The 24,183-nt window shown below is 58.6% G+C and carries 19 protein-coding genes and 1 pseudogene; 10 read left to right on the top strand and 10 right to left on the bottom strand.

The annotated features are described in order from the left end of the window. Nucleotides 1-65: 65 nt before the first annotated feature. From PMI20_RS29520 to PMI20_RS29530, 3 genes are all read right to left on the bottom strand, one after another. Nucleotides 66-659, bottom strand: coding sequence for an HAD family hydrolase (locus PMI20_RS29520; RefSeq protein WP_007928904.1), 594 nt, complete (start codon nucleotides 657-659; stop codon nucleotides 66-68). Next, a complete protein-coding gene (tesB, locus tag PMI20_RS29525) occupies nucleotides 656-1,525 on the bottom strand; it encodes an acyl-CoA thioesterase II (protein ID WP_007928905.1) in 870 nt (289 codons plus the stop codon). Before tesB ends, PMI20_RS29520 begins: the two co-directional genes overlap by 4 nt. Before the next feature lie 101 nt (nucleotides 1,526-1,626). Next, a complete protein-coding gene (locus PMI20_RS29530; RefSeq protein WP_007928906.1) occupies nucleotides 1,627-2,196 on the bottom strand; it encodes a GNAT family N-acetyltransferase in 570 nt (189 codons plus the stop codon). A gap of 74 nt (nucleotides 2,197-2,270) precedes the next feature. Between PMI20_RS29530 and PMI20_RS29535 the strand changes: the two genes are divergently transcribed. Both PMI20_RS29535 and PMI20_RS29540 read left to right on the top strand, forming a co-directional pair. Next, nucleotides 2,271-3,191 (top strand): histone deacetylase family protein, encoded by a 921-nt coding sequence (locus PMI20_RS29535; protein WP_007928907.1) that lies wholly within the window; start codon nucleotides 2,271-2,273, stop codon nucleotides 3,189-3,191. A 759-nt stretch (nucleotides 3,192-3,950) separates the two neighbouring features. Continuing rightward, nucleotides 3,951-5,192, top strand: coding sequence for a TIGR03862 family flavoprotein (locus PMI20_RS29540; protein ID WP_007931058.1), 1,242 nt, complete (start codon nucleotides 3,951-3,953; stop codon nucleotides 5,190-5,192). Between the two features lie 187 nt (nucleotides 5,193-5,379). Here the strand turns inward: PMI20_RS29540 and rhlE1 are convergent, their stop codons facing one another. Beyond that, nucleotides 5,380-6,714: an RNA helicase RhlE1 gene (gene rhlE1, locus PMI20_RS29545; RefSeq protein WP_007930755.1), complete on the bottom strand. Its 1,335-nt coding sequence runs from the start codon at nucleotides 6,712-6,714 to the stop codon at nucleotides 5,380-5,382. Nucleotides 6,715-6,927: 213 nt separating this feature from the next. Between rhlE1 and PMI20_RS29550 the strand changes: the two genes are divergently transcribed. Continuing rightward, a complete protein-coding gene (locus PMI20_RS29550) occupies nucleotides 6,928-7,383 on the top strand; it encodes a hypothetical protein (RefSeq protein WP_007930754.1) in 456 nt (151 codons plus the stop codon). A gap of 69 nt (nucleotides 7,384-7,452) precedes the next feature. Here PMI20_RS29550 and yedA read toward each other — a convergent pair whose 3' ends face one another. Then, entirely contained in the window at nucleotides 7,453-8,367 is a 915-nt protein-coding gene (gene yedA / locus PMI20_RS29555; protein WP_007930753.1) for a drug/metabolite exporter YedA, read from the bottom strand. Nucleotides 8,368-8,528: 161 nt separating this feature from the next. Here yedA and PMI20_RS29560 point away from each other — a divergent pair, with 161 nt between their 5' ends. After that, on the top strand, nucleotides 8,529-8,981 hold the full coding sequence (locus PMI20_RS29560) for an Lrp/AsnC family transcriptional regulator (RefSeq protein ID WP_007930752.1): 453 nt from the start codon (nucleotides 8,529-8,531) through the stop codon (nucleotides 8,979-8,981). Nucleotides 8,982-9,106: 125 nt separating this feature from the next. Here PMI20_RS29560 and PMI20_RS29565 read toward each other — a convergent pair whose 3' ends face one another. From PMI20_RS29565 to PMI20_RS29575, 3 genes are all read right to left on the bottom strand, one after another. Next, entirely contained in the window at nucleotides 9,107-9,718 is a 612-nt protein-coding gene (locus tag PMI20_RS29565; protein WP_007929135.1) for a 3'-5' exonuclease, read from the bottom strand. A 32-nt stretch (nucleotides 9,719-9,750) separates the two neighbouring features. Continuing rightward, nucleotides 9,751-10,230: an NYN domain-containing protein gene (locus PMI20_RS29570; RefSeq protein ID WP_007929138.1), complete on the bottom strand. Its 480-nt coding sequence runs from the start codon at nucleotides 10,228-10,230 to the stop codon at nucleotides 9,751-9,753. 138 nt (nucleotides 10,231-10,368) lie between these two features. Beyond that, nucleotides 10,369-11,151, bottom strand: coding sequence for a DUF2076 domain-containing protein (locus PMI20_RS29575; RefSeq protein ID WP_007929140.1), 783 nt, complete (start codon nucleotides 11,149-11,151; stop codon nucleotides 10,369-10,371). Nucleotides 11,152-11,331: 180 nt separating this feature from the next. On the opposite strand from PMI20_RS29575, the gene PMI20_RS29580 reads away from it, so the two are divergent. Both PMI20_RS29580 and PMI20_RS29585 read left to right on the top strand, forming a co-directional pair. Next, nucleotides 11,332-11,991: a DUF7847 domain-containing protein gene (locus PMI20_RS29580; protein ID WP_007929142.1), complete on the top strand. Its 660-nt coding sequence runs from the start codon at nucleotides 11,332-11,334 to the stop codon at nucleotides 11,989-11,991. An 89-nt stretch (nucleotides 11,992-12,080) separates the two neighbouring features. Then, nucleotides 12,081-13,160 carry an endonuclease/exonuclease/phosphatase family protein gene (locus PMI20_RS29585; RefSeq protein ID WP_007929144.1) on the top strand — a complete coding sequence of 360 codons (1,080 nt, stop codon included), beginning with the start codon at nucleotides 12,081-12,083 and terminating at the stop codon, nucleotides 13,158-13,160. Between the two features lie 92 nt (nucleotides 13,161-13,252). Here the strand turns inward: PMI20_RS29585 and hrpB are convergent. Continuing rightward, a pseudogene (gene hrpB, locus PMI20_RS29590) lies at nucleotides 13,253-15,412 on the bottom strand (ATP-dependent helicase HrpB); the annotation flags it as partial. A gap of 110 nt (nucleotides 15,413-15,522) precedes the next feature. Here hrpB and PMI20_RS29595 point away from each other — a divergent pair. Genes PMI20_RS29595 through PMI20_RS29610 form a run of 4 tightly spaced genes read left to right on the top strand, consistent with a single transcriptional unit; the run spans nucleotide 15,523 to nucleotide 21,939 of the window. Beyond that, a complete protein-coding gene (locus PMI20_RS29595) occupies nucleotides 15,523-17,790 on the top strand; it encodes a hypothetical protein (protein ID WP_238543447.1) in 2,268 nt (755 codons plus the stop codon). Next, a complete protein-coding gene (locus PMI20_RS29600; protein ID WP_007929148.1) occupies nucleotides 17,774-19,879 on the top strand; it encodes a hypothetical protein in 2,106 nt (701 codons plus the stop codon). Before PMI20_RS29595 ends, PMI20_RS29600 begins: the two co-directional genes overlap by 17 nt. Then, the gene (locus PMI20_RS29605) at nucleotides 19,876-20,505 is read left to right on the top strand and encodes a hypothetical protein (RefSeq protein ID WP_007929149.1); all 630 of its coding nucleotides are present in this window, start codon (nucleotides 19,876-19,878) and stop codon (nucleotides 20,503-20,505) included. Before PMI20_RS29600 ends, PMI20_RS29605 begins: the two co-directional genes overlap by 4 nt. Further along, nucleotides 20,506-21,939: a tyrosine-type recombinase/integrase gene (locus PMI20_RS29610; RefSeq protein ID WP_007929150.1), complete on the top strand. Its 1,434-nt coding sequence runs from the start codon at nucleotides 20,506-20,508 to the stop codon at nucleotides 21,937-21,939. 763 nt (nucleotides 21,940-22,702) lie between these two features. Here the strand turns inward: PMI20_RS29610 and PMI20_RS29615 are convergent. Continuing rightward, complete coding sequence (locus PMI20_RS29615; protein ID WP_502945124.1) at nucleotides 22,703-23,911, bottom strand: OmpP1/FadL family transporter; 1,209 nt, start codon at nucleotides 23,909-23,911, stop codon at nucleotides 22,703-22,705. Between the last annotated feature and the right edge of the window lie 272 nt (nucleotides 23,912-24,183).

Consider the following 24,183-nt stretch of genomic DNA (forward strand, 5'->3'; position numbering starts at 1 on the left):
GTTGTCGTACCCGGCAGAGGGCTACAACGCAGATCCGTAGGAGCGAGGCTTGCCCGCGATGCTTTTTAAGCCAGCACCATCCGCCGCAGCGCGCTGCAATCCTCGGCATGCCAGTCGGCCAGCTCCGGCCACGGGTTATCCGGCAGGTTGACCAGCACCGTGTGGGTGCCCGCCGCGCGACCGCAATCAAGGTCGAAGCGGTAGTCGCCGACCATCACCATTTCGGCGGGCGCCACCTCCCAGGCCGCGGCCAGCTTCAGCAAGCCGCCCGGGTGAGGCTTGGGCGGTGCTTCGTCGCGCCCCAGCACGTCCTCGACGGCAAAGCAGTCGGCCAGGCCGATGGCCTCCAGGGTGACATGGGCCAACTCCCGCGCATTGCGGGTCAGGATGCCCAGGCGATAGCCCCGCGCCGCCAGCTCCCGCACCAGCTCCACCGCCCCCGGCGCCGGCCGCGAACCCAGCGCCAGGTCGCGTTCGTGCTCCAGCAGCCAGGCGTGTTTCGCCGCGGCTTCGGCGGCGGGCAAGGCCGCGAGGTGGGTCAGGATGTCGTGCTCCGGCGGGATCCCCAACGCCTCGCGGATGGCCGCGAAATCGTGCACGGCCACCGTCAGGGTGCCATCCATGTCGAACACCCAATGCCGAACCTCGGCCAGGCTCATGCCCAGTCCTTGCGGTGGCGGATCAGGCCTTCCTGGGTCACCGACGCCACCAGCTGGCCGGCGCGGTTGAACACGCTGCCACGGGAGAAACCACGGGAATTGCCGGCCCACGGGCTGTCCATGGCATACAGCAGCCAGTCGTCGGCGCGCAGGTCGGCATGGAACCACAGCGCATGGTCGAGGCTGGCGACCTGCATGTCCTTCTGCCACACCGACTTGCCGTGGGGCAGCATCGAGGTGGTCAGCAGGCCGAAGTCCGAGGCATAGGCCAGCAGGTATTTATGCAGCGCGGGAATGTCCGGCAGGCTGCCGTCGGCGCGGAACCAGACGTATTTGATCGGGTCCGCCGGCTGTGGGTTGTAGGGGTCTTTCTCGGTGACCGGGCGCACTTCGATGGGCTTGGGGCACAGCAGTTTCTCGCGCATGTGCTCAGGGATAAGGTGCGCGCGCTGCTGGGTGATCTCCAGCTCCGACGGCAGGTTTTCCGGGCCGACCACCTGGGGCATCGTGTCCTGGTGCTCGAAGCCTTCCTCGTCGTACTGGAACGAGGCGCTGCAGGTGAAGATCGGGTTGCCCTTCTGGATCGCCGTCACCCGGCGGGTGCTGAAACTGCCGCCATCGCGTACCCGATCGACCTGGTACACCACCGGCAACGCCGCGTCGCCCGGGCGCAGGAAATAACCGTGCAGCGAATGCACATGGCGGGCCTCTTCGACAGTCTGGCTGGCCGCGGACAGGGACTGACCCAATACCTGGCCGCCGAACAGCTGGCGGAAACCCAAGTCTTGGCTGCGACCGCGAAACAGGTTTTCCTCGATCGGTTCCAGGGTCAACAGGTCGACCAGATCATCCAACACGTGGCTCATTCAGACTCTCCTCACACAGAGCAATGCCGCGCAGTCTTCGCTGCTGCGGTCGATTCAATCGGGTTCACACACATGGGCACACTCCAGATGCCCCCGACCTGCTATCCATGCAAGGTTTCCAACCATTGTTCGCGGTTGATGCGATACAGCACATGATGACGCAGCGGATGCTCGCTGCCGAGCTTTGGGTGATCGAAATCGTCGTGCGCAGCGTGTTGCATGCCGATGGCCTGCATGACTTTCTGCGACGGCAGATTGCTGGTGGTGGTGAAGGCGACGATCTCCTTCAGGGCCAGGCGATCGAAACCACAGCGCAGCGCGGTCCAGGCCGCTTCGCTGGCATAGCCCAGGCCCCAGTGCTCGCGCGCCAGGCGCCAGCCGATTTCCACCGCCGGGGTGAACGGCGCCTCGAAGCCCACCACGCCCAACCCGGTAAAACCGATAAAGGCCCCGGTATCCTTGCGCTCCAGCGCCCACGTGCCAAAACCGTGCTCGGCGAAATGCCCACGGATCCGACCGATCAGCGCGGCGCTTTCCAGGCGGCTCAAGGGGGCCGGAAAATAACGCATCACCTGCGGGTCGGCACACATCGCCGCGAACGCCGGCAAATCCTCGTCGCGCCACTGGCGCAACAGCAGTCGAGCACTTTCGAGTTGCAGTATCGGCTCCATCGTCCCCTCCATTTCCATGCGTGCCAGTCTACATCGCTGGTAGGATCCTTTTCGGATTCCTACATGAAATTGCCATGCCACTGCCGCTGATCTACCACGAAGACTACAGCCCTGAGTTCCCGGCGGAGCACCGCTTCCCCATGGACAAGTTTCGCCTGCTGCGCGACCACCTGGTGGACAGCGGCCTGACCCGCGATGCCGACCTGCTGCGCCCGGAACTATGCCCCAGGGAAATTCTCGCCCTGGCCCACGACCCTGGGTATATCGAACGCTATATGGCCGGCGAGTTGTCGCGGGAAGACCAGCGGCGCCTCGGCCTGCCCTGGAACGAAGCCCTGGCCCGGCGCACCGTGCGCGCCGTCGGTGGCTCGTTGCTGGCCGCCGAACAGGCCCTGGAGCATGGCCTGGCCTGTCACCTGGCAGGCGGCACCCATCACGCCCACTACGACCACCCGGCGGGCTTCTGCATCTTCAACGACCTGGCGGTGATCAGCCATTACCTGCTGGAAGCCGGACGGGTCGGCCGGGTGCTGATCTTCGACTGCGACGTGCACCAGGGCGACGGCACCGCGCGGATTCTCGAACATACCCCGGATGCCGTGACTGTCTCGCTGCACTGCGAAAAAAACTTCCCGGCGCGCAAGGCCAGCAGCGACTGGGACATCCCCCTGCCAATGGGCATGGGCGACGCCGACTACCTGAAGGTGGTCGACGATGCCCTCAATTACCTGCTGCCGCTGTACCAGCCGGACCTGGTGCTGTACGACGCCGGGGTGGATGTGCACCAGGACGATGCCCTGGGTTACCTGAAGCTGACCGACCAGGGCGTCGCCGCCCGCGACGAACAGGTGATGCGCCATTGCCTGGGCCGCGACATCCCGGTGCTCGGGGTGATCGGCGGCGGCTACAGCAAGGACCGCCAGGCCCTGGCCCGGCGCCACGGTATCCTGCACCACAGCGCGCAACGGGTGTGGACGTCATTGGGTTGCCATTGAAAAATGAGCGCCGCCGCATCATCAGGTTGTCATCAAAAGGTGGGCGTCTTACCCCCAACCGCTGTGGAGCCGCTTGTGGATAACCTGCGCGTAAGCCGCTGCACGCCAGGCAATACAAGCCCTCCAGCCCGCTGCTCATTTTTCGACCAACACCTATGGCCGCTGACGTAGGCGGCGATCGGCCGGAACGCTCGCTGGCGTCGGCACTGGCGCTGGAGGTCCTACGGACCTTGCGCAGCCTGCGGCAGCGGCTACGGAAATGGAGGCCTGTGGCGTCATCAGGTTGTCATCAAAAAGTGGATGTCTTACCCCCAACCGCTGTGGAGCCGCTTGTGGATAACCTGCGCGTAAGCCGCTGCACACCAGGCAATACAAGCCTTCCAGCTAACTGATCATTTTTCGACCAACACCTGTAGCCGCTGCCGCAGGCGGCGATCGACCGGAACGCTCGCTGGCGTCGGCACTGGCGCTGGAGGTCCTGCAGACCTTGCGCAGCCTGCGGCAGCGGCTGCAGAAATGGGGGCCGGTCGCGTCATCAGGTTGTCATCAAAAGATGGGCGCCTTACCCCCAATCTCTGTGGAGCGGCTTGTGGATAACCTGAGCGCAAGCCTCTGCAGCCCATGGGATACAAGCCCTGCAGAGCATTGAACGTTTTTTGATCAACCCCCTGCATAAGCCGCTGCGGGACGCATGGAGCATTGGCGACGGGCCTGCCTCGGGTAGAATGCCTGGCTTATTCCGCCACGCTGCCGCCCGCCATGACCTTATCCCGCACCACCCTGCCCCATCACGTCGCCATTATCGGTGGCGGCCCCGCCGGCTTGATGGCGGCCGAGGTGCTGAGCCTGGCGGGCCTGCGCGTCGATCTCTACGACGGCATGCCATCGGTAGGCCGCAAGTTCCTGCTGGCCGGGGTCGGCGGCATGAACATCACCCATTCCGAGGCCTACCCGGCCTTCCTCTCGCGTTATGCCGAACGGGCCCCACAGATGGCCCCGCTGTTGCGCGAGTTCGGCAGCGAGGCGTTGTGCCAATGGATTCACGGCCTGGGCATCGAGACGTTCGTCGGCAGCTCGGGCCGGGTGTTCCCCACCGACATGAAAGCCGCGCCGCTGCTGCGCGCCTGGCTCAAGCGCCTGCGCGATGCCGGCGTGGTTATCCACACCCGTCATCGCTGGCTCGGCTGGAATGTCGATGGCAGCCTGCGCATCCACAGTCCGGAAGGCGAAAAATCGGTTCAGGCCGACGCCGTGTTGCTGGCGCTGGGTGGCGGCAGCTGGTCGCGCCTGGGTTCGGATGGCGCCTGGATGCTGCCGCTGGAGCAACGCGGCGTGCAACTGGCGCCCCTGCAACCGAGCAACTGCGGGTTTGAGGTGCAGGACTGGAGCGATCTGCTGCGCAGCAAGTTCGCCGGTGCCCCGCTGAAGAACGTGGCCATTGGCCTGAACGACGACATCCCCCGCCTCGGCGAGTGCGTGATCACCACCACCGGGATCGAGGGCAGCCTGATCTACGCGCTGTCGGCACCGATTCGCGAGGCAATCAACAAGCACGGCACCGCCACGGTGCATATCGACCTGTTGCCGGGCAAACCCCATGACCGGATCCAGGCCGCGTTGAGCAAGCCACGGGGCTCGCGCTCCATGGCCAAGCACCTGCACAGCCAGGTGGGCATCGATGGGTTAAAAGCCGCGCTCTTGCGTGAACTGACCAGCGCCGACTGCTTCGCCGACCCGGCGCTGCTGGCCAAGGCGATCAAGGCCCTGCCGCTGACCCTGGTGAAAACCCGGCCCCTGGACGAAGCCATCAGCAGCGCCGGCGGGGTGACGTTCGAGGCCATGGACCAACGCCTGATGCTCAAGCAATTGCCCGGCGTGTTCTGCGCCGGGGAGATGCTCGACTGGGAGGCGCCCACCGGCGGCTACCTTCTCACCGCGTGTTTCGCCAGTGGGCGGGCAGCGGGGTTGGGGATGCTCGAGTGGTTGCGGGAAAAGGCCTGAACCCGGCGCAGGCCCTGTAGCCGCTGGCGCAGCCTGCGATCGAGGTGGGCGGCATTCCGACGCAGCCCTCGTAAAACCAGACGACCCGGTTCTCCTGGAGAAACCGGGTCGTCTGGTTTGGCGGCCGCTACCCTGCCGATCGCAGCCTCGCGGGCTCGGCAGCGGCGACAGGAGCGGTGTTGATCGCTTACGGCTTGCGCTTGCGCGGCCCGGTGTTGAACGCCGGCACCTTGCGCACCGGTTTCACCGCCGGAGCTTCGGCCACTTCGCCACTGTCCACCCACTTGCCCAGGTTGCGCTTGCCGCCACCGCCGGAAGTCTTGGGTTTCTTCGGCTTTTTCGGCTTCTTGATCACCTGGCCGCTGGCGTCGGTTTCCGGTACCCGGTGCTCCGGGATGAAGTCCGGCTCGTCGTGGCGCTTGAGGGTCTGGCGGGTCAGCATCTCGATGGCCGACAGCAGGTTCACTTCATCGGCGCACACCAGCGAGATCGCCTCACCGGTGGAGCCGGCGCGGCCGGTGCGGCCGATGCGGTGGATGTAATCCTCGGCGACGATCGGCAGGTCGAAGTTGACCACCAGCGGCAAGTCCTCGATGTCCAGGCCACGGGCCGCGACATCGGTGGCCACCAGGATCTGGATCTCGCTGGCCTTGAAGCGGTCCAGCGCCCGCTGGCGGGTGGCCTGGGGCTTGTCGCCATGGATGCCGTCGGCGTTCACGCCCTGGCCCTGCAGCCTTTCCACCAGCGCGTCCACGCCGTTGCGGGTCTTGGCGAACACCAGCACCTGCTTCCAGCGGTTCTTGCGCAGCAGGTGGCTGAACAGCTCCGGCTTGCGCTTCTTGTCCACCGTCACCACCCATTGCTTGACGGTGTTGGCGGCAACGTTGCGCGGGCTGACTTCGATGCTCAGCGGGTCGTTGAGCATCTGCCCGGCCAGCAGGCGGATGTCATCGGAGAAGGTCGCGGAGAACAGCAGGGTCTGACGCTTTTTCGGCAGGGCGCGATAAATGTTCGCCAGCTCTTCGGAAAAGCCCAGGTCGAGCATGCGGTCGGCTTCGTCCAGCACCAGGGTCTGCAACTGGTTGAACTTCAGCGCGTTCTGGCGGAACAGATCGAGCAGGCGGCCCGGCGTGGCCACCAGCAGGTCAACGCCGCCGCGCAGCTTCATCATTTGCGGATTGATGCTGACGCCGCCGTATACCGCGTAAGTGCGCAGCGGCAGGTTCTCGGCGTACTGGCGCACCGCTTCGTGCACCTGTTCGGCCAGTTCGCGGGTCGGCACCAGAATCAGGGCGCGCACCGAGTTGGCGGAGACTTTCGGCCCTTCCATGGCCAGCAACTGCAACAGCGGCAAGGCGAAGCCGGCGGTCTTGCCGGTGCCGGTCTGGGCCGCGGCCATCAGGTCGCGACCGCCCAGCACCGCCGGAATGGCTTGCGCCTGCACCGGTGTCGGGGTCTGGTAGCCAAGCGTTTCGAGGGCGCGCAGCAAGGGTTCGATCAGGCCAAGAGTGGCGAATGTCATGGGGATACCGTAGGGAGATTGTCAGCGCAGGTGTGCAATGGGCGGCAGTTTACCCTAATTCAGGCGGGTTTCTTTCGGGCTGACGAGTTGCCCCGCAACAGGTCGCCAGCTGGCGGGCATGAAGAATGCAGGTGGACGCGCCTTGAGGTACGGGAGGAGAATTCAGCCCCTTTTTCCCTATCGCACCTTTGAAGATCCAGGAGCCTGACCTGTATGGATACACCCAACCCCTTCCAGACACCGACCGCCGAATTGCAGACCCCGGCGGCGACTGCGCCATTGCGCCTGTACAGCACCAACGCTGTCGGCCTTGCCACCTTCCTCGGCACTTCCGTGGCGGGGTCCTACATGATCGCCGCCAACCTCAAGGCGCTCGGCCGTGAAAGCGAAGTGAAGAAGGCCTGGTACATCGGTATCGGCCTGCTCATCCTGATGATGGTGCTGGGCGCGGTGCTGCCGGAAAGCGTTCCAGCCGTGGTCTTCGTACTGCCACCGATTTTTGCGATGAACACCTACGCACGCCAGCTCTTCGGTCCGGTCGTCGTCGAACACAAACTCAGCAAGGGGCCTTTCTTCTCGTTGTGGCGCGTCGCCGGGATCAGCCTGCTGTTCATGCTGGCCTTCGTCCTGGTGCTGCTAGCGCTGGTGATGCTGTCCAACCCGGACTGAGCACGACAGGCTGGAACAAAAAACGCCGGGCAATGCCCGGCGTTTTTGATCATGCGCCAACAGGCCATTTCAAGCGGTGGCTTCTTCCTGTATCGCGGTGGCTTTTGGTTTGCGCCACTGCGGCAGGCCGATCAACACCACGGCACTGATGATCACCACCATCGCCAGCGCCTCCTCCAGGCCGATGGTCTCGCCGACAAACACGATCCCCAGCAGCACCGCTACCGCCGGGTTGACGTAGGCATAGCTGGTGGCCGCCGCCGGACGCACATGCTTGAGCAAGTACATGTAGGCGTTAAAGGCGATGATCGAGCCGAAGCCGATCAGGTACGCCAGGGCTGCCCAGCCTTCGATCGGCGGAACGGCGGCCAGTTGCTCGCCGCTCAACCAGCTGCCGATCAGCAGCACCACGCCGCCCACCAGCATCTCGACGGCACTGGCCATCGCCCCTTGCGGCAACGGCAGGTGCTTGCTCCACACCGAACCGAAGGCCCAGGCCGCCGCCGCGAACACCAGCAAAGCCGCGCCGGTCGGGCTCGACTGCAGGTTGGAACCGAGGTTGAGCATGGCGATGCCGATCAGCCCGAGGACGATCCCGGCCCATTCCAGGCGAGTGTTGCGCGCCCCCCAGAAGTAACCGCACAGCAGGGTGAACAACGGCACCGTGGCCACCGCCAGGGCCGCCACTCCGGACGCCACGCCCATGTGTTCGGCGACAGTGACCGCGCCATTGCCGCAGCTCAGCAGCAGGATGCCGATCACCCCCGCCGCCCGCCATTGCGCCCAGGTCGGTGCCGGCGCCCCGCGCCAACGCAGGAAGCCGTACATCAGGCTGCCGGCGATAACGAAACGGATGCCGGCGAGCATCAGCGGCGGCCAGTATTCGACACCGATACGGATCACCAGGTAGGTCGACCCCCAGATCACGTACAACGCAAAAAAGGCGGCAATCAGGGGCAAGGGAAAACGGCGTAGGCCAGGCATGGGAAGCTCGAAGACAGGACGAGGGAGAGGGTTATTCTAGAAAGCCGGCCGACGGAACTTAAGTTACAAAACCTGTTTAAAGCATCGGTACACTTTTCAAAACATGGAGATTCTGGCTATAAACCATGCTTTCGAAAGTCGCTGAGTTTGAGAGCCTTATCATGGATAAATATGACCGCATGCTCCTCGCCGCCCTGCTGGAAAATGGCCGGGCGAGCTACGCCGAGCTGGCGCGCAAGGTGAACCTCTCCGCCCCGGCCGTGGCCGAACGGGTGGCCAAACTCGAAGCCAGCGGAGTGATCACCGGTTACCAGGCCAAGGTCGACTTGGCCAAGCTCGGGCTGCCGATCCAGTGCGTGATCGAACTGCGCATGGCCCAGCACGGTAATCAGAAGGCCTACGACGAACTGAGCCGGATCCCGCAACTCACCGAATGCCAGCGGGTCACCGGCGATCCGTGCGTGATCATGCGCGCCGCCGTCGGCTCGATGCCGGAGCTGGAAGAGCTGATCAACCGGGTGGCGAAGTACGGGTTCAGCAAGACCTCGATCGTGCTCTCCAGCGCCATCGAACAGCGCGTGCCGCTGGGGCATCTGGAGAGCAACGGCAAGTGAACCCAGCCAGCGCCGACTGTGTAGCCGCTGCCGCAGGCTGCGATCGGCTCCGAAGGAGACGCGCTCTTGAGGGCCTCGGAAGACTCTTCGAGCCTTATCGCAGCCTTCGGCAGCGGCTACAGGAGTCAGGCGCCGCGATGGCGCTTGAGGTGTTCGCCGATCTTGGCGGCCGGCACTTTCTGCAATTTGCATAGGAAATCGTGGGACAGCTCGCGCAGCCCGTGTTTCTGCCGCAGCTCCAGCGCCAGGTGGGCGGTGAGGTTGGCGGCCATTTCCGCATCGGCCATGGCCCGGTGAGCCTGGCCGGTATGGGGCAGGCTGGCGAAACTGGTGAGGGTGCCGAGCTTATGGTTGGGCGCCGCCGGCATCAGCCGTCGCGCCAGCAACAGGGAACAGGCGAAGTTCTGCAAGCGGGTGCGCTTGATCCGGCCGAGTTCGTAGTCCCAGAACTTCTGGTCGAACGCAGCGTTGTGCGCCAGCAGCGGCGTGGTGCCGACGAACTCATTGACCTCGTTCATCACCTGCTCGGCCGGCGGCGCGCCGCGCAGCATGGCGTTGCTGATGCCGGTCAGTTGTTCGATGAAGGCCGGCACCCGCACGCCGGCGTTCATCAGGCTCTGGTAACGCTCGACGATGCGCCCCTGCTCAAGGATCACCACGGCGATTTCCGTGGCCCGGCAACTGCTGCTCGGGGAGATCCCGGTGGTTTCAAAGTCGATGACTGCGATGCGTTCCAAACCTGCCCAGCTCCGTACAAAAAATAGTCAGCTCAGCTTTTGAGCAGTAGCGCGCCTTCGATCGGCACGTAGCGCGTGGCCGCGCGAATCAGCGAATTGGCGGTCAGCCCCGGCACGCCATAGGCCACCGCTTCGACCCCGTGCTTGCTGATGATGCGCTCGAGCAACAGGTCGAAATCGCCATCACCGGAAGCCAGCACCACTTCGTCGACATGGGCGGCGGCGTCCATGATGTCGATGGTGATACCCACGTCCCAGTCGCCCTTGGCCGAGCCGTCGCTGCGCTGGATATAGGGTTTGAGTTTTACCGTGAAGCCCAGGTTGCGCAGGATCTGCTGGAACTGCTGCTGCTTGCTGTCGCCCCGGTCGATCGCATAGGCGTAGGCCTCGACTATCTGCCCCTGCTGGCTGATATCGGCCCACAGGGCGGCATAGTTGAAGTGGCAGCCATAGGCCTGGCGCACGGTGTAATAGAGATTCTGGACATCGGCGAACACAGCGATTTTTTTCACCGCTTATCCTCATGGCGCTCACGCGCGCGAACTGGGCCGGGACTCAAACCCTGAAAAAGTCGCCCAGTATGCCAGCCAGAAGGAAGGTTCCGCGAATAATCGGTCCGGGACGCTGTTGCGTTCCGGACCGATGGCGGATCAGACGAAGGAATCGTCGTCGGAAAAGAACGAGCTGTCGTCGTTGCCGTAGTCGGCATCGCTGAAACCACCCTGGTCGTTGTTGCCCCAGGAGTCGTTGTTGGCCATGCGCTGCTCGTCATTGCCCCAGCCACCCGCGTTGTCGCTGGCGGGTGCCGGTTCTTCCTTGATCACTTCGACGATTTCCTGCGGCTGCTGGTTGCCATGGAACAGGCTGCTGAGACCTTGCGCCAGCATCACGCCACCCGCCACGCCGGCGGCAGTTTTCAGCGCGCCACCGAGGAAACTGCTGCCAGCCGCGGCCGGAGCCTGCTGGGGTGGCGCGGCATAGTTCTGCTGGGGATAGCTCTGTTGCGGGTAGTTCTGCTGCGGCTGCGGGTTGAACGCCGGCCGCGCCGGTTCGCGCCAGCCACCGCCGGACGAGGCCGGAGCGCTTTGCGTCGGCGCCGGCTGCGGATCGCGGGAACCGCTGCCGAAGATGCTCGAAAGGAAGCCGCCACCGCTGCTGGGCGCCGGCGCCGCGGCCTGGGACCTGGCCTGCTGCAGCTCGGCCTGCAGTTGCTGGACTTGCTGGGTGAGTTGCTTGTTCTGCTCGTCGAGACTCTTGATTGCCGCCTCTTGCACCAGAATCGCCTGGGTCATGAAATACCCGGCGGCAGGCTGCCGGGTCAGATGCTCCTTGATCCGCGCCTCGGCCTGGGCGTCGCGCGGGGCTGAATCCTTCTCGGCTTGCTGCAACCGTGAAAACAGTCCATCGATCAGGGTTTGCTCTTCGCTGTTCATGGCGACCTCTTTAGATTGCCGGTAAAAAACGGGGCCTTGTCCGTCATGCGCAAGGTGCAACCAGTAATGGGGCTGCCCAGCGAGCTTTCAATGGCCTTTACCTAACGTTTACGTTTGCTCGCCCCGGGGCTGCATCGGTTAAAGTGTCCAACCGCTTTTTGTGATCTGCGATAACCACTGATGAATCCGTTAACCGTTCTGCGCGACTCCCTGTACTTCTGCCAGCGCAACCTGGGCCGTATCGTCCAACTGTGCCTGCCGCTGGTGGTCCTCGAAGCGCTGCTGCAGCAGGCGGTCGACAGCTCGCTGGGCCCCGAGGCCTTTCCCGGCTACAGCGTGATCGTCGGCCTGCTGATCTACCCGCTCTACACCGGGGTACTGATCCTGTTTCTAGATGCCCGCAGCCGTGGCGAATCGCCATTGGCCCGCGACCTGCTCGCCGCGACCGTCAGCCTGTGGCCGCGCTTTGCCCTGCTGACCGCCATCAACACCCTGCTGATCCTGCTGGGCCTGTCGCTGTATTTCCTGCCCGGGCTGTGGCTGATGGTGACCCTGGCCTTCGCCGAATACCTGCTGGTGCTCAAGGGCCTGCAACCACTGGCCGCGATCAAGGAAAGCTTCCGCCTGACCCGCGGGCACTTCCTGCGGATCCTGGTCTGCATCCTGGCCGTGATGGCCCCGTTGTGGGTGCTCAAGGGCGCCAGCCTGGCGGCGTACCCCGAGCCGGGTCCGATGCTGTCGCTGCTGATCGAAAGCGCCCACAGCTTCCTGCAGTTGTTCACCAGCGTGGTGGTATTCCGCCTGTTCATGCTGATCGGCGACTCGCCTGACCAGCAATGACCCCGGGGGCCGACCGCTCTACCCCTTGGGCCGCGGTCCCGCTCTCGGTTATGCTCGGGCTCAATCCAGCAACGCCATAAGCCGAGCCGATGCCCCGCCTATTTCGCTTCATCCTCCTGGGCCTGCTGATCAGCGCAGGCCTGTTATCAGCCCTGGTCTACAGCCTGACCTGGCGCCCCGACGCCAAGGAGTCGCTGCCGGTCGCCTGCACCGGCAAGGTGCCCAGCCTGGTGCCGGGCCAGGCGCTGAAGGTGATGACCTGGAACGTGCAGTACCTGGCAGGCAAGCGCTACGTGTTCTGGAACGACCAGGCCCAAGGGCCGGACGAGCGCCCGACCCCGGAAGACATGGCCTTCAGCCTGGACGAAGTGGCCCGGGTGATTCGCGATGAACAGCCGGACATCGTGCTGGTGCAGGAGCTGGACGACGGCGCCAAGGCCAGCGACTACCAGGACCAGCTCAAGCTGCTGCAGGAACGCCTGACCGACCTGTATCCCTGCAGCACACAGGCCTTCGACTGGAAGGCCGACTTCGTACCCTCCCCGCACATCTTCGGCAGCGTCGGCCGGCAACTGGCGACCTTGAGCCGCTACCGCATCGAACATGCCGAACGCCTGCAATTGCCGGTGCCCGAGGCCAATCTCCTCAGCCGCCAGTTCCAGCCGAAAAACGCCGTGCTGGTGAGTTACCTGCCGTTAAGCGACGGCGGGCAGATGGCGGTGCTCAACACCCATCTGGAGCGCGCGACGAAACCCGACGACACCCTGCAAGCCCAGGTGAACGCGGTCACCAGGATCCTCGACCGCTTCGAAGCCCGTGGTACGCCCTGGCTGATCGGCGGCGATTTCAGCCTGCTGCCCCTGGGCCAGTACCAGCGGCTCGCCCCCGAGCAACGCACGCCCTACTCCGCCGATAGCGCGCTGCACACGCTCTGGGACAAGTACCCGATGATTCCCACCAACAACGAAGCCAGCGGTATCGACCGCGCCCTGTGGCTGACCCACTACCCCAACGACCCGGCCCTGAGCGGCCCGGATCGCACCGTCGACTACCTGTTCCACAGCCCGCGGCTCAAGCGAGTCGAGGCCCAGGTACGGCAGGACGACACCCTGCGCATCTCCGACCACCTGCCACTGATCGCCCGCTTCCTGCTGCCCGCCGCGCCGTAGCCGCTGCCGCCGATCGGCCGGAACGGTCGCTGGCGTCGGCACTGGAGGTCCTGCGGACCTATCGCAGCCTGCGGCAGCGGCTACACACTGGGTTACTTGCGCGGTTTGGCGCGGGCCGTGGCTTCGGCCACCAGCGGGTCGTCCGGCCAGTAGTGTTTCGGGTAACGGCCCTTGAGGTCCTTCTTCACCTCGGCGTAGGTGCTGCGCCAGAAGTTCGCCAGGTCCTGGGTGACCTGCACCGGCCGCCGCGCCGGGGACAGCAGATGCAGCTTGACCACCTGCCGGCCACCGGCGATCCGTGGTGTCTCTGCCAGGCCGAACAACTCCTGCAAGCGCACCGCGAGAATCGGCGGTTGTTCACTGTAATCAAGGCGGATCGACGAGCCGGACGGCACTGTCAGGTGGTGCGGCGCCAGCTCGTCCAGGCGCTGCGGCAACGGCCAGGGCAGCAGGCTGTGGACAATGCTGGCCAGTTCCAGGTTGGCGAAGTGGCTGAGGCGCGAAACCTTGCCCAGATACGGCAGCAGCCAGCTTTCCAGGCTCTTGAGCAACGCCGCGTCACTGACATCCGGCCACTGGCTTTCGCCCTTGGCCTCTAGATCGAGCTGGCGCAACAAGGCCACCCGGGCCTGCCACTGGCGCAGCTCCGGGGTCCAGGGCAACAGTTCCAGGCCCTTGCGCCGCACCAGGTTGACCAGGGCCTGGCAGCGCGCTGCCTCGTCCAGGCCGGTCAGCGGCTCGCGGCTGAGCACCAGTTCGCCGACCTTGCGCTGGCGCTCGGCACGCAACACTCCTTCGCGCTCGTCCCAATCAAGCTGATCGACGCAGCGCACCTGCTCGGCCAGGACCGAGTCGAACAGCGCCGGGTCGAAATCCGCCGCCAGGTAGATGCGCTCTTCCCGCTGCCCCTGGCGACTGCCCAGGTCGGCGATCACCAGCCAGGGTTGCTTCATCAGGCTGTCGGTCTCGCTGAACAGCGCCGCGCGGCCGTTGGCCAGCCGGTATTCGGCGCCGCCGGGACGACGTTGCTGGGCGACCCGATCCGGATAGGCCAGCGCCAGCAAGGCGCCCAGCCAGCGCGGGTGATCCGGGTCCGCCACCGCCTGGCTTGGTTGTCCGCGCAGATAACCACGGTATTGCCGGGCCAGTTGCCGAGCCCGCTGGACCCCGCCCTGGGCGCCACGGGCCGCGCGCTCTTCGCCGGACAGCAGCACCAGGCGGCTATGCAGGTCGGCACCGCCGCCACGCAGGATGTCGCGCTCGCCGAGCAAGGCGGCGACGTCGCAGGCCATGTCCGCCAGCCCCAGGGCCTGGCCGCGCAACAGCAGATGGGCAATGCGCGGATGGGCCGGCAACTCGGCCATTGCCTGGCCATGGGGCGTCAGCTTGCAGTCCTCGCCAGCCTTGGCCGTCAGCGCTCCGAGGCGTTCGAGCAAGTCCTGGGCCTGGGCATAGGCCGCGCCGGGCGGCACATCCAGCCACACCAGTTGCGCCGGTGTCACACCCCAGCGGGCCAGTTGCAGGGCCAGGCCCGCCAGGTCCGCCTGGAGAATCTCCGCGCTGCCATAGGCCGCCAGTTGTTCGTGCTGGTCCTGGGACCACAGGCGATAGCACACGCCCGGCTCCAGGCGCCCGGCCCGGCCGGCGCGCTGGGTGGCGCTGGCCCGGGAAATACGCTGGGTGTCGAGACGGGTCATGCCGCTGCCCGGGTCGAAACGCGGCACCCGTGCCAGCCCGGCATCGACCACCACGCGCACGCCGTCGATGGTCAGGCTGGTCTCGGCGATATTGGTCGCCAGCACCACTTTGCGCTTGCCCGGCGGGGCCGGTTCGATGGCCGCGCGCTGCGCCGCCAGGTCCAGTTCACCGTGCAGCGGACAGAGCAGCGTCTCCGGGCGCTCGCCCAGGGCGTCGGCCAACTGCTGATGCACCCGGCGGATCTCGGCCTGCCCCGGCAAGAACACCAGGACGCTGCCGCTTTCATCGTTCAGCGCTTCAAGAACGGTCTGCACCAGCCGCGGCTCGATGAACTCGCCCGGCTGGAAGGGCCGCCCCCAGCGCACATCGACCGGGAACATGCGGCCTTCGCTGCGCAGGATCGGTGCGTCGTCCAGCAGCCCGGCCAGGCGCTCGCCTTCCAGGGTCGCCGACATCAGGAGGATTTTCAGCGGCTGCTCGTCGCGAAACAGATCGCGGCCATTGAGGCTCAAGGCCAGGGCCAGGTCGGCGTCGAGACTGCGCTCGTTGAATTTGCCACTTGCTTAATCTTGTCAACACTTGAAAGGATCCATCTATATCTGGGGTAAAAATGAAAACTACGGAGGTACGGTCATTGACAATTATCAAACACATGCAGTCACTGATGAACTATCCCTTCAAGATCCTTCCAGCGGATGTCGTGGAGATCATGCAGCGTTGCGCCTCCATCAATCCCAGGGAAACTCCTACTCACCTCTTAAAGGTCTTCGAGGCCTACTGTCACGTCACCAAGATCTCGATTACGTTCTTCTCTCTCTCTTCCCCAGCATTCCTCAATGTCATGAAAGGATTTCTCGGGTCGCTAGCTGACGATTCCTTGATCGCCCTTGGAGTTCAGGGCAGACAGCGCTACCGAAGGGGGTTCGTCAAATTGCTGGATGAAATGCGCAGAGAAATTCCACTCATACCATCCTTAAGTAACAAGGAACGAATGCCCTGGAACAACCAACACCTCTGGGAAAAAGCGAAGCAGCACCTTGATCCAAAGGCGGTCCGTTACTGGAATGGTTGGAACGTTAGAGGCCGGAAGGACAATGTCAGCTTCATTCCGATCAACCTGATCTGGAACTCCCATGGAGAGGAATTTGCCGAAGAGGTCTATAAAAACTATCGCCAAAACTCAGCAAAGTACCTTGCCCCCTCACACTCTAACTTCAAGCTTTTCCTAGCTTTCCTCTCTCAGAATGCTGAACTATGGCCTACAGCCAGTTTTAAACATCCTGTACGGATCAAAAAACTTTTCATCGAATACATGGTTTTCAACTTCAAGCAAGCACTGGAAATAGGTACAGATATCGCAACGCGGACGCGTTCCTATGCAAAGTTCATCACTCAAATGGATGAGACATTCATCCAATCGGGCCTCTGGGCTAGACCGTTCACCGGCCAATTACCACGCCCAACGTCATCATCCACACCTGGCTCTCATACCAATATCAGAAAAACGGCTTGCGGGGTCGTTGTCAAAGACAAACTAATCACTTCCGTACCATTACAAATAAGCGACTCGGAAGCTATCGATATTCTTTTTAAAAAAATCTTAGACGACAACAAGCTTGTTTTAAAGTGGAGCAAGCAAAGGTTATTTAAATCCCGCAAGGCTCAAGTTATTCGAGATCAGCTTGCGCTCATGGGAACACCAAACACAGAGAAAAACCCACTTATAAATCACAGCAATGAATTCGAGAAAATTCAACTATGCACAACACTCAACACCCAGGGATTAGCACATCTCCGAGAAAACTATAAAAACATCGCAAACACACTAACGAAAGATGATGCAGCCAAAATATTAGCCATTCCTAAAGCCATTGACTTTTTGGCCCTGCAATTGATGCTCACCTACTATCATCCCTGCCTGACGGAAAGCTTCTTCGCTCACTTTGAACTTTATGACAAACGGGGAAATATTTCTGGATTCCTAAAGACAGATCAGGGGTATCAACTGATAGGATACAAAGATCGCAAGGGTGGTGCACTGAGCGAGCAAAAAGTTGACTTAACTCCTCGGCAAGCTGCTTGGGTACGTCGAATTATTTCTTTAACGCAACCTCTTCGAGACGAGTTACATAAAACTGGCGACGATGCATGGCGTTACTTATTCCTTCACTGCGCGCGAGCCATTAGCTACCCAAAGAGGCCAATACCTTTTAAAATCAATAAAGGCAACATCGATAGCCATCAGCGGACACTGGATGAGTTTTCTGCTCTATCTGACCAAGACGAAAATAGCATCCGAGATTTTCTCACTCGAATCTCCGTGACGTCGTACAGAGCATCTAGTGGAGTTGAGGTTTACCTCAAAACCAACAGTGTCGAGGCAATGGCTAAGGCTCTTGGGCATACCGCTTATCACTCGTCTCTGCTGAGCTGCTACCTGCCGGAACCTATCCTGGCGTTCTTCCAAACCCGGTGGATCCAAATTTTTCAGCGCGGAATTATTTGTGAAGCCATGAAGGAGAGCCCTCGCTTGCTAGATGTAGCAAAATTCCAAAGCATGGAGGAGCTTCATGAGTTCCTGGAAAACCATGCGCTACGCGAAATCCCCGAACACCTTCAGAATCCGGACTTTATTAAAACGAAGGAATTCAAGCAGGTAATTAACAATAACGATAAGCATGCCGATCGCGTACTTATCTCAATTGATGCCGGCGTTCTCACAGCCCTTATCTCACTGAAAGAGGCTGTTAGTCTTTCCCAAACCCCATCCAATCTTTGTTCAAAAGCCATCTATTGGTCAAAGTTCACCGATCTGGTTGTTAAAGAAATTGAAGACGGTTTCAACAGCGACCTTCAAGACCACCTTAACGTCGCGAAACAGTACGCCAATGCTTCACACATGGAGAGTCTGATATATGCATCTTCCTCCTAAACTCGCGTTTCTATCGCCTTTTTTTACTGACCCCCAGGAAGAATATCGAACGGCCCCTTGGTTGCGTAGCGACTTTGATTCTCCAGTGTGGAGCTACAGCTTTGACTTCGAAATACCCAAAAAATTATACTGGAACGTAAGGTTGAATGATGGAAGCCTTCTAACCGCACCACAAAACAAGCAGTTACTAGACAGCCTAAAGTACTACTTGACATCTTGCGTACGTAGCCCCTCCAGCGTCTACGAAGAAACAAATAGCCTTGCGCAACAACGCAAGCACTTTCGTACCACTTGTTGCATAATTGATATCTTACTGATCAATGATAAACGCTACCAGCTTTCTTCGCATGGACTGGAAGGACTAACGGGTGGAAACTTAATAGAAATTCTAGAAACCATTTCGTCAACACACTCAATTTTTGAGTCAATCTACAAATGGACTCATCGACTTCGCGCATACTGTCTTGACTTGTTAGCCCGCGCAGACCAAAAAGAGATATTAGCCTTAATAAATAGCATTCCAAACATTTCAGAAATCACTAATGAACAATTAGACGATGACACGCTTGGGATTCCGCACGAGCTAGTCCCCCAGGTACGAGCAGCCCTCTATTTAAAGGGCCTTTACCACAATCAGGTACCATACGGTAATCAGCCAAACACCCTCTTGATCGCCCAAGAGATTTATACTGACACCCTATGGGGAAAAAATAACGCCAAGGCTATTCACTCTATTCTTTGCTTTAACAATAACTCCAGCCCTTTCAAAAGAGAATTCTGTAGTGTTCCTGTAACAAGCGGAAGGAGTGAAAAAATGAAAGAATCCAAATACTTTTCCTTCCGCTCTGCGCTTTATGGCTTAGGAGTGTTACACGAACTCTCTCTTCCAGCCCCCAGTTTTGAGGCTCTTATTGAAGCTGAATGCTTTATGCCCAATCTGTCAGCCTTAGGCCGGTTTCGCACCATTCCGTCTGCGATTGTTTTCAATGCTCTCCGGCAAGCAATTGAGTTTCACCTCGATTTTGGACAGGATCTCACCAGAGCTTTTTGCCGAATTGCGCTCGAATGTCGAAAGCGCAACATCTCACCAAGCGCTCTTATGCATCAAGAGGTACAAAAGCTAGCCGGACCTAAGCTGGTGAGCTTTGGCGTCAGAAAACTTTGTCTCGCAGCCCGCCTGAATGGCATGAACATGCTAAAGAACCCTCTTAACGTGAAAGGGGAAAAGCATGAGTACTTCAACAATCTTCGAAACAATTCTGGTTTATATGAGCTTATCGCGGTGTATATTGGGAGTGTTCAACTGATCGTTGGCGCACTTATGGCCAGACGAGCGAGTGAGCTGTATAAGCTAAAAGCAGCTGACTGTCTGGATGAAACTGAACAGTGGCTCATATTCCACAACGCGAAGAGTACTCGTCATCTATTCGGCTATCGTCGTATACAAGCGCGCCCTATTGAGCCGATTGCAGCAGACATGGTGAAAACGCTGATCAAGATGCAAAAGGTACTTCAGCGAATAGGGTACATCCGTAAGCCTCAAACCTTGTTTTCCACGCCCGCAATGACGGGCGCAGCGAAGCTTACGGAATGTGGCGCCGCTGTATACAATCGTAATCTCGATCTGTTCTGTGACTATTTCGAAACGCCCCTGAATACATTTGGTGAACGCTACTATTTCCGCCAGCACCAAATGCGCCGTTTCTTTGCCATGCTGTTTTTCTACTGTGGTAGTTTCGCCAAGCTCGACACGCTGCAATGGATGCTGGGTCACACAGATCCCAAGCATGTCTACCATTACATCACTGAGTCAACCGACGGAACCGTACTAGCCAGTGCCAAGGCACACTACGTGGCCGAACAACTGCATCTAGGTAATGTTGAGAACTACCTTGCACTCGCTGAACTGCTCAAGAAACGGCACGGCACCGAGGACTTCAACCTAATCGATACCCATGACTTGGAAGACCAGATTCAAGACTTGATGGCTGAGGGCTGGGTGGAAATCGAGCCAGAATTCTTCACTGACCACCGGGGTCATAAGTTCCAGGTTGTGGCCCGCCTGATCAAGACGGGAGTGGAAGCATGAGCAAAGCACCTTCACGAGCAAGCCAAGTGGTTGTTGGCGTCAAAACACTCCATGCTCTGCTGGTACAGATTATTCAACGGCCATTGCAATTTAATAAGGAGGTCGACCTTCGTATTGCACTCAAAAGCCAAGGCAGCCTTGCAAAGTTTGAATGCTCCATTATTAACGACCAAGGCGAGGCCCAGCAGACATTCGCTATGAGTCTTAACACCCTCAAGGCTCACGCCAATGAGAATCTAGTAGGTGGTTTCAAAGCGCTTAATGACCTCCGTCTCAAAGCTCTTGAATCATTAGATTACGCTAATAAACAAGAACAGTACGCAAACAAACGAAGCAAGTCTGGATTGACAAGGAAAGTCGAACAATTAGAGCAAGAACTACAGATGCATCGCAAGACGAATATCATCTTGCTTCGCGCATTGTCTGAAGCAATTGGCCAGTTCAACGGCATTAGGGATGCTTCTAATGACAATATCAGATCCAAGCGAACTCAGGATGCTCTTCAAACTCTACGTGCAATCGTAAGCATGGGCATGCCTCCTTTCAACGTGATTCCGAACTCCCTCGAAACGCTTGCTCCCTCAACCGAAGTTTCGCATATCGACGATTTTCGCAGGGGTAAATAGATGGAAAGCGTTACGGACCGTAAGCTTTATCAGCTCTTGGGTGATTTTAATATGTTCAGCTACTTTTCCGTGGGTCGGCTGAACACACGTGACGCGTCTAATATGCCGTTCATTATTTGGCCAAATGGATCACCTTGTTTGGTTGGCAACCTCTATATGCTATCGCTCCTCGAACGCAAGGGTCGAGGCCAGCAAGGACTATCTCGCAAGGGGAAGAAAGGGGGGTCCATGGGCGACTACGCCGCGAAAGTCAGCCAACTGCTTCGGCGATGCTATAGAGACGAAATCGACCCTATCTGCCTAGAAGATGCGAAATTCACCGATTACATCAGCGAAATCCGAAGAGAGACTTCCAGCTACAATCCATCACAACCCAAAAAATCGGAATCCACGGTTATCGCAACAGGAAAAGTCTGGCTCAACTTCTTAGACTTTGTCGGTAGATTTTATGGTTACCGCGACTTTGTATCTGCTGATGGAACTATTCGAGCAAGGGAGGAAAAACACGTCACGATTACACATAATGGAAAAAAGATCTACCGAACTTATCTGACTCATCACTCATTTGGCTCTCCAGGAAGACAGCACCGTAGAAATCCGATAACTAAGGAGCAAATTAAGCAACTAAAAGCCGCTATCAGAATTGATAACTCATCGGCGTTCGTAAAGGTCAGACGTGCTTGCATGATCGAGCTTCTCACTGACACGGGAGCAAGACGAACAGAAATTGCCAACCTCAAGGTGGATGATGTGTTAAAGGCTTTAGAAATGAAGCATCCCGTCTTGCGCTTAGACACACTCAAGCAAGGTGAGGGAGCCGAACGCTACATTCCAGTTTTCACCACTGCACTAAAAAAACTTCGGCAATATATCGAAGTAGAACGTAGAAAGTTAATGCGAAAATCCTACAAATACAACATAGATCATGGCTACCTTTTCGTCTCAGCCAGGACAGGCGATCCGCTCACTAGCCCAGTGATCTCCAACGAGATTAATCATCTTCGCAAGGTTGCAGGCATCAAATCCCAGGTTTGTGCGCACATGTTCCGTCATGCTTTTATCACAAACCTCTTCATTCATTTTATAAAGCGCCACGAGCTTTCGAACGAAGATGAATTCCGTCGCGCCCTGCTAGATAGCCGAACTTTTGTTGCTGAAATCATCAACTGGACTGGACATCTACAAACTCAATCCGTCGAGTACTACATACATCTCGCTTTCCGCGATCTTTCGAGCTATACAGAGACTGTAAGTTCGGTACATTTGGTCATGGCCATTGGAAAATATTTTGAAGAAGAAGATGAGTTGCTCACTATGCTCGAAGAAGGTATGCCTGCCACTGAATACCGCCAACGACTGATAGCATTACGAGAGCTTGCACATCTAGATTTCGATATTGCTCGTCAGCGGGAATCCACTCTCTCACAGACATGACAGCGTATAGGCGGACTCTATGCTTCTCTCAGGTGACTACCCCAAGCAAGCGGTAGGCCTCGATATGGCTATAGCCTTAATCGAGCATTAGGCCTGCAGTTTGGCGGTAAGCATACGCCCGACTTGCCTTGCATAAAGCAGGTCTGCACCCACTGAAAGGAATAAACGAAACAATATCTACTTATAAGAGCGATCTGGTCCAACGATAGTAGAAATAGATGAGAGCGTCCTACACCCAGACTTTCTAAGGGGGATCACGAAACCCAATCAGCGGCAGCTGACTGGATACATCGACAGGTTTCATATAATGAAATGAAATCTCTCTGAACCATTATCCCCAACGGGGGACCAAGGTGACAGTCAGCAGTACGGATGCCAGTGACTGCTTTCATAGCGGCCAGTCAGGAGTGCTGTGTAGCACTAAGACTCACAAGGGGTCTATATCTTACGAGCGTTAGCGACCCGCTGGAACAGCTCATCAACACTATCTCGTTCAGCAGGAACTCGCATTGCCTGAGCGATCACAAAAGGGACTTCTGCCTTCCTTTCGGAAAGGCGAACGAAGTTTTTTGTCCGCTGAGATGACCATGTCAGCATCTAATAGATAAGTCGCTAGTCTAGAGTCGCCAGGTATCCCTGTTGCCATCTTTTGTGTGCTTTTGCTTTTTGCGCCGGTTCCTCAACCGCCCTTGCTCGACTGACCGAGCTGACCAAGCCGTAGCTTTGGCCAGCCCATGAGCAAATTTCAAAACTTATAGGTTAGTTACGTCGTTATACCGTTGGCGCTGTTCTGGTAAGTGGCGTTGTAAGAGGGACACAATCCGGAGGAGTCCGATTGCGACACCGAGGCCTCGGACTCCCAAATATACCCATAGGCGAAGTCGACGGTAATATCGCTGGTCGGTGAGTAACCTGCGCCTACGGTGAAAGCCTTACGATTGCCGGTCGGGATACGAACGTTTCTGTTGGCATTGTGCGCCGGCGAAGGGTCGTATGCCATCCCCGCTCTCAGCTGCCACTCGTTATTAATCTGATACGCCGCCCCTATTGATATCGACCACGTATCCTTCCATCTAAGTGGTTCGACGACTTTAGATAAACCATTACCAACAGCGGTATCCGGTGTCTTGTTATAGATATCAAATGACTGAAACCTGCTCCAGCGAGTCCATGATGTGCCAAGATAACCGGTCCACTTATTGTTGAACCGATAGGTTAGTGATGTATCAACAAATTCCGGGTAAACGATATCAAGGCTGGCATCATAGGAACCATTGATATCAAAACCATCCGGTGCGCCAGTAACCTTTGTTTTTCCTTTAAGGTGGAAGTTGACCTTCGAATGGTAAGTCAGACCTATCGTCGCGGCATCAGAAATATCGAACAGGATGCCTACGTTATAACCTAGTGCAGTATCATCACCGGTGATGGATAGGCGCGTTTCCGTGCCATTATTCAATGGGCCGGTTGCGAGATAATTTTGTAGTTTCCCGTCGATGCGATTAATCGTGGGGCCAAATCCAAACGAAACTCTATCTGTGAGCTTGAAGGCAATGGTCGGCTGAAGCGTAACAATCTTGGTGTCACTGTAGGAACCGTAGTATCGACCTTGGAAGGTGGACTCGTAATCGTTTACCAGGCCGGCAGTCGCATAGAAGCCAAGACCAAACGAAACTCGATCGTTTATCGGCTGCGAGAAATAAGCGAAGGGAATGACGCCAACGGGTATGGAGTTTCCCTTACTAGTCCCTGTTGCTGAGCTTTCGACGTCGGAGATTTCGTCCTTCGGGATTACAACCGACAGGCCGCTAACCACTTGTCGAGACTTCAGCTTAGTCAGACCGGCAGGGTTCCCGTAGACGGTGCTCGCGTCAATGGCGGAGGAAGATCGGCCCGCATAAGCGGTTCCAGCTGCACTTGCGCTTTGCTCGTTGATCGCCAGGCCATTCCCATAAGAATGGGGACTGATCATCGATGCTAAGAGCAGTGCGGTGATGACAACTGTTTTTGGAGTGGACGCTTGGCGATTGATAGCAAAGGCACCGGTTTTGCTTTGTATTCTCATGATTTCGCTCTTCTTTTATTGTATTTATTATTGAGTTTGGTGATGCAAAGACTTTGATTGACGACCTCTCCCTTATAAGTTTCTAGAAGTGTTGAGTTCTGCTCTCAGACCCAAAGAGGCATGAAAGTGGCTCTTGCTGTATATCTAACAGCCAAGGTTCAACGTCTGCCACAGCCGGC

It is taken from the genome of Pseudomonas sp. GM17 (assembly GCF_000282175.2).
Classification (GTDB): domain Bacteria; phylum Pseudomonadota; class Gammaproteobacteria; order Pseudomonadales; family Pseudomonadaceae; genus Aquipseudomonas; species Aquipseudomonas chlororaphis.

What these genes read in the sequence shown, in the direction of transcription:
- PMI20_RS29560 (WP_007930752.1), top strand. Translation starts at nt 8,529, where the DNA reads ATGGATAAATATGACCGCATGCTCCTCGCCGCCCTGCTGGAAAATGGC.
- PMI20_RS29605 (WP_007929149.1), top strand. Translation starts at nt 19,876, where the DNA reads ATGAGCAAAGCACCTTCACGAGCAAGCCAAGTGGTTGTTGGCGTCAAA.
- PMI20_RS29550 (WP_007930754.1), top strand. Translation starts at nt 6,928, where the DNA reads ATGGATACACCCAACCCCTTCCAGACACCGACCGCCGAATTGCAGACC.
- PMI20_RS29530 (WP_007928906.1), bottom strand. Translation starts at nt 2,196, where the DNA reads ATGGAGCCGATACTGCAACTCGAAAGTGCTCGACTGCTGTTGCGCCAG.
- PMI20_RS29535 (WP_007928907.1), top strand. Translation starts at nt 2,271, where the DNA reads ATGCCACTGCCGCTGATCTACCACGAAGACTACAGCCCTGAGTTCCCG.
- PMI20_RS29580 (WP_007929142.1), top strand. Translation starts at nt 11,332, where the DNA reads ATGAATCCGTTAACCGTTCTGCGCGACTCCCTGTACTTCTGCCAGCGC.
- tesB (WP_007928905.1), bottom strand. Translation starts at nt 1,525, where the DNA reads ATGAGCCACGTGTTGGATGATCTGGTCGACCTGTTGACCCTGGAACCG.
- PMI20_RS29600 (WP_007929148.1), top strand. Translation starts at nt 17,774, where the DNA reads ATGCATCTTCCTCCTAAACTCGCGTTTCTATCGCCTTTTTTTACTGAC.
- PMI20_RS29585 (WP_007929144.1), top strand. Translation starts at nt 12,081, where the DNA reads ATGCCCCGCCTATTTCGCTTCATCCTCCTGGGCCTGCTGATCAGCGCA.
- PMI20_RS29520 (WP_007928904.1), bottom strand. Translation starts at nt 659, where the DNA reads ATGAGCCTGGCCGAGGTTCGGCATTGGGTGTTCGACATGGATGGCACC.
- rhlE1 (WP_007930755.1), bottom strand. Translation starts at nt 6,714, where the DNA reads ATGACATTCGCCACTCTTGGCCTGATCGAACCCTTGCTGCGCGCCCTC.
- PMI20_RS29595 (WP_238543447.1), top strand. Translation starts at nt 15,523, where the DNA reads ATGAACTATCCCTTCAAGATCCTTCCAGCGGATGTCGTGGAGATCATG.
- PMI20_RS29615 (WP_502945124.1), bottom strand. Translation starts at nt 23,911, where the DNA reads ATGATCAGTCCCCATTCTTATGGGAATGGCCTGGCGATCAACGAGCAA.
- PMI20_RS29610 (WP_007929150.1), top strand. Translation starts at nt 20,506, where the DNA reads ATGGAAAGCGTTACGGACCGTAAGCTTTATCAGCTCTTGGGTGATTTT.
- PMI20_RS29540 (WP_007931058.1), top strand. Translation starts at nt 3,951, where the DNA reads ATGACCTTATCCCGCACCACCCTGCCCCATCACGTCGCCATTATCGGT.
- PMI20_RS29575 (WP_007929140.1), bottom strand. Translation starts at nt 11,151, where the DNA reads ATGAACAGCGAAGAGCAAACCCTGATCGATGGACTGTTTTCACGGTTG.
- yedA (WP_007930753.1), bottom strand. Translation starts at nt 8,367, where the DNA reads ATGCCTGGCCTACGCCGTTTTCCCTTGCCCCTGATTGCCGCCTTTTTT.